The following is a 5,238-nucleotide window of genomic DNA, read 5'->3' on the forward strand; positions in this document are numbered from 1 at the left end:
AAGCGACTTCCATATCTCACAGGGGGCAACCCCCAACTACTTCCGGCGTTCTAGGGCTTAACTACTGTGTTCGGCATGGGTACAGGTGTATCTCCTAGGCTATCGTCACTTAACTCTGAGTAATACCTACTCAAAATTGAATATCTATCAAATCTCAAGAAAACCTCACACTTCGTATTCTCAGTTACTTTGGATAAGTCCTCGAGCTATTAGTATTAGTCCGCTACATGTGTCGCCACACTTCCACTTCTAACCTATCTACCTGATCATCTCTCAGGGCTCTTACTGATATAAAATCATGGGAAATCTCATCTTGAGGTGGGTTTCACACTTAGATGCTTTCAGCGTTTATCCCTTCCCTACATAGCTACCCAGCGATGCCTTTGGCAAGACAACTGGTACACCAGCGGTAAGTCCACTCTGGTCCTCTCGTACTAGGAGCAGATCCTCTCAAATTTCCTACGCCCGCGACGGATAGGGACCGAACTGTCTCACGACGTTCTGAACCCAGCTCGCGTGCCGCTTTAATGGGCGAACAGCCCAACCCTTGGGACCGACTACAGCCCCAGGATGCGACGAGCCGACATCGAGGTGCCAAACCTCCCCGTCGATGTGAACTCTTGGGGGAGATAAGCCTGTTATCCCCAGGGTAGCTTTTATCCGTTGAGCGATGGCCCTTCCATACGGAACCACCGGATCACTAAGCCCGACTTTCGTCCCTGCTCGAGTTGTAGCTCTCGCAGTCAAGCTCCCTTATACCTTTACACTCTGCGAATGATTTCCAACCATTCTGAGGGAACCTTTGGGCGCCTCCGTTACCTTTTAGGAGGCGACCGCCCCAGTCAAACTGCCCGTCAGACACTGTCTCCGATAGGGATAACCTATCCGGGTTAGAGTGGCCATAACACAAGGGTAGTATCCCAACAACGTCTCCTTCGAAACTGGCGTCCCGATCTCATAGACTCCTACCTATCCTGTACATGTGGTACAGACACTCAATATCAAACTGCAGTAAAGCTCCATGGGGTCTTTCCGTCCTGTCGCGGGTAACCTGCATCTTCACAGGTACTAAAATTTCACCGAGTCTCTCGTTGAGACAGTGCCCAAATCATTACGCCTTTCGTGCGGGTCGGAACTTACCCGACAAGGAATTTCGCTACCTTAGGACCGTTATAGTTACGGCCGCCGTTTACTGGGGCTTCAATTCATACCTTCGGATTACTCCTAAGCACTCCTCTTAACCTTCCAGCACCGGGCAGGCGTCACCCCCTATACATCATCTTACGATTTAGCAGAGAGCTGTGTTTTTGATAAACAGTTGCTTGGGCCTATTCACTGCGGCTGACCTAAAGTCAGCACCCCTTCTCCCGAAGTTACGGGGTCATTTTGCCGAGTTCCTTAACGAGAGTTCTCTCGCTCACCTGAGGCTACTCGCCTCGACTACCTGTGTCGGTTTGCGGTACGGGTAGAGTATGTTTAAACGCTAGAAGCTTTTCTTGGCAGTGTGACGTCACTAACTTCGCTACTAAACTTCGCTCCCCATCACAGCTCAATGTTATAGATATAAGCATTTGACTCATATCACACCTCACTGCTTAGACAGACACTTCCATTCGTCTGCTTTAGTTAGCCTACTGCGTCCCTCCATCACTACATACTCTAGTACAGGAATATCAACCTGTTGTCCATCGGATACACCTTTCGGTCTCTCCTTAGGTCCCGACTAACCCAGGGCGGACGAGCCTTCCCCTGGAAACCTTAGTCTTACGGTGGACAGGATTCTCACCTGTCTTTCGCTACTCATACCGGCATTCTCACTTCTATGCGTTCCAGCACTCCTCACGGTATACCTTCTTCACACATAGAACGCTCTCCTACCATACCTATAAAGGTATCCACAGCTTCGGTAAATTGTTTTAGCCCCGGTACATTTTCGGCGCAGGGTCACTCGACTAGTGAGCTATTACGCACTCTTTGAATGAATAGCTGCTTCTAAGCTAACATCCTAGTTGTCTGTGCAACCCCACATCCTTTTCCACTTAACAATTATTTTGGGACCTTAGCTGGTGGTCTGGGCTGTTTCCCTTTCGACTACGGATCTTAGCACTCGCAGTCTGACTGCCGACCATAATTCATTGGCATTCGGAGTTTATCTGAGATTGGTAATCCGGGATGGACCCCTCACCCAAACAGTGCTCTACCTCCAAGAATCTTTATGTCGACGCTAGCCCTAAAGCTATTTCGGAGAGAACCAGCTATCTCCAAGTTCGTTTGGAATTTCTCCGCTACCCACAAGTCATCCAAGCACTTTTCAACGTGCCCTGGTTCGGTCCTCCAGTGCGTCTTACCGCACCTTCAACCTGCTCATGGGTAGGTCACATGGTTTCGGGTCTACGACATGATACTAAGGCGCCCTATTCAGACTCGGTTTCCCTGCGGCTCCGTCTCTTCAACTTAACCTCGCATCATATCGTAACTCGCCGGTTCATTCTACAAAAGGCACGCTCTCACCCATTAACGGGCTCGAACTTGTTGTAGGCACACGGTTTCAGGTTCTATTTCACTCCCCTCCCGGGGTGCTTTTCACCTTTCCCTCACGGTACTGGTTCACTATCGGTCACTAGGGAGTATTTAGGGTTGGGAGATGGTCCTCCCAGATTCCGACGGGATTTCACGTGTCCCGCCGTACTCAGGATACTGCTAGGTACAAAGACTATTTTAAATACGAGGCTATTACTCTCTTTGGCTGATCTTCCCAAATCATTCTTCTATAATCTTTGAGTCCACATTGCAGTCCTACAACCCCGAAGAGTAAACTCTTCGGTTTGCCCTCCTGCCGTTTCGCTCGCCGCTACTAAGGCAATCGCTTTTGCTTTCTCTTCCTGCAGCTACTTAGATGTTTCAGTTCACTGCGTCTTCCTCCTCACATCCTTAACAGATGCGGGTAACAGGTAGTACCTGTTGGGTTCCCCCATTCGGAAATCCCTGGATCATCGCTTACTTACAGCTACCCAAGGCATATCGTCGTTTGTCACGTCCTTCTTCGGCTCCTAGTGCCAAGGCATCCACCGTGCGCCCTTATTAACTTAACCTTATTTTTTGACCTTTCAGTCATAAACTCTTTTAATACTACAGCGTTTCGGTTTATTTTCTTGTTACTATTTGATATAGATATTCAATTTTCAATGTGCATTACTTGGTGATCTCTCACCAATGGAGCCTAGCGGGATCGAACCGCTGACCTCCTGCGTGCAAAGCAGGCGCTCTCCCAGCTGAGCTAAGGCCCCACAAGACCTCTCAAGACTAAACAAGACCAATGTGCAGTTCCTTATCCTTAGAAAGGAGGTGATCCAGCCGCACCTTCCGATACGGCTACCTTGTTACGACTTCACCCCAATCATCTATCCCACCTTAGGCGGCTGGCTCCAAATGGTTACCTCACCGACTTCGGGTGTTACAAACTCTCGTGGTGTGACGGGCGGTGTGTACAAGGCCCGGGAACGTATTCACCGCGGCGTGCTGATCCGCGATTACTAGCGATTCCGACTTCATGTAGGCGAGTTGCAGCCTACAATCTGAACTGAGACTGGCTTTAAGAGATTAGCTTGCCGTCACCGGCTTGCGACTCGTTGTACCAGCCATTGTAGCACGTGTGTAGCCCAGGTCATAAGGGGCATGATGATTTGACGTCATCCCCACCTTCCTCCGGTTTATTACCGGCAGTCTCGCTAGAGTGCCCAACTGAATGATGGCAACTAACAATAGGGGTTGCGCTCGTTGCGGGACTTAACCCAACATCTCACGACACGAGCTGACGACAACCATGCACCACCTGTCACCTCTGTCCCGAAGGAAAACTCTATCTCTAGAGCGGTCAGAGGGATGTCAAGACCTGGTAAGGTTCTTCGCGTTGCTTCGAATTAAACCACATGCTCCACCGCTTGTGCGGGCCCCCGTCAATTCCTTTGAGTTTCAACCTTGCGGTCGTACTCCCCAGGCGGAGTGCTTAATGCGTTAGCTGCGGCACTAAACCCCGGAAAGGGTCTAACACCTAGCACTCATCGTTTACGGCGTGGACTACCAGGGTATCTAATCCTGTTTGCTCCCCACGCTTTCGAGCCTCAGCGTCAGTTACAAGCCAGAGAGCCGCTTTCGCCACCGGTGTTCCTCCATATATCTACGCATTTCACCGCTACACATGGAATTCCACTCTCCCCTCTTGCACTCAAGTTAAACAGTTTCCAAAGCGTACTATGGTTAAGCCACAGCCTTTAACTTCAGACTTATCTAACCGCCTGCGCTCGCTTTACGCCCAATAAATCCGGACAACGCTCGGGACCTACGTATTACCGCGGCTGCTGGCACGTAGTTAGCCGTCCCTTTCTGGTAAGATACCGTCACAGTGTGAACTTTCCACTCTCACACTCGTTCTTCTCTTACAACAGAGCTTTACGATCCGAAAACCTTCTTCACTCACGCGGCGTTGCTCGGTCAGACTTCCGTCCATTGCCGAAGATTCCCTACTGCTGCCTCCCGTAGGAGTCTGGGCCGTGTCTCAGTCCCAGTGTGGCCGATCACCCTCTCAGGTCGGCTATGTATCGTTGCCTTGGTGAGCCGTTACCTCACCAACTAGCTAATACAACGCAGGTCCATCTGGTAGTGATGCAATTGCACCTTTTAAGCAAATGTCATGCGACATCTACTCTTATGCGGTATTAGCTATCGTTTCCAATAGTTATCCCCCGCTACCAGGCAGGTTACCTACGCGTTACTCACCCGTTCGCAACTCATCCAGAGAAGCAAGCTCCTCCTTCAGCGTTCTACTTGCATGTATTAGGCACGCCGCCAGCGTTCGTCCTGAGCCAGGATCAAACTCTCATTAAAAGTTTGAGTTCTTACTCATTTCTGTCACTGACAGATTTATTGTTTTTTTCATTGTTCAGTACTATAACCTCAGTTATAGTGCCCTGCACATTGGTTCGTCTTGTTCAGTTTTCAAAGGTCTTTGTCACTCAATCTCTCTCGAGCGACAACTATATTAGTATATCACAGCCATCTGTCTCTGTCAACAGATTTTTTAAACTTTTTTCAAGTTTTTTTAGCCGCAATACACCATAGTCCGTACGGGATTCGAACCCGTGTTACCGCCGTGAAAAGGCGGTGTCTTAACCCCTTGACCAACGGACCTGAGCTTTTCGACTCTTTCTATTATACCTACTTTTCCACCTTTGTCAAGAA

Annotated in this window: 2 tRNA genes and 3 rRNA genes; all 5 read right to left on the reverse strand. The window is 49.5% G+C overall.

The features are described 5' to 3' along the window. Positions 1-113, reverse strand: a 5S ribosomal RNA gene (rrf, locus tag SORDD27_RS09340); the annotation flags it as partial. A gap of 76 nt (positions 114-189) precedes the next feature. Beyond that, positions 190-3,092 (reverse strand): 23S ribosomal RNA (locus SORDD27_RS09345). Between the two features lie 122 nt (positions 3,093-3,214). After that, positions 3,215-3,287, reverse strand: a tRNA-Ala gene (locus tag SORDD27_RS09350). 51 nt (positions 3,288-3,338) lie between these two features. Then, positions 3,339-4,884 (reverse strand): 16S ribosomal RNA (locus SORDD27_RS09355). Positions 4,885-5,115: 231 nt separating this feature from the next. After that, positions 5,116-5,187 (reverse strand) — tRNA-Glu (locus SORDD27_RS09360). Positions 5,188-5,238: the final 51 nt, after the last annotated feature.

The sequence above is a fragment of the Streptococcus oralis genome, from assembly GCF_001579025.1.
GTDB lineage: Bacteria > Bacillota > Bacilli > Lactobacillales > Streptococcaceae > Streptococcus > Streptococcus oralis_X.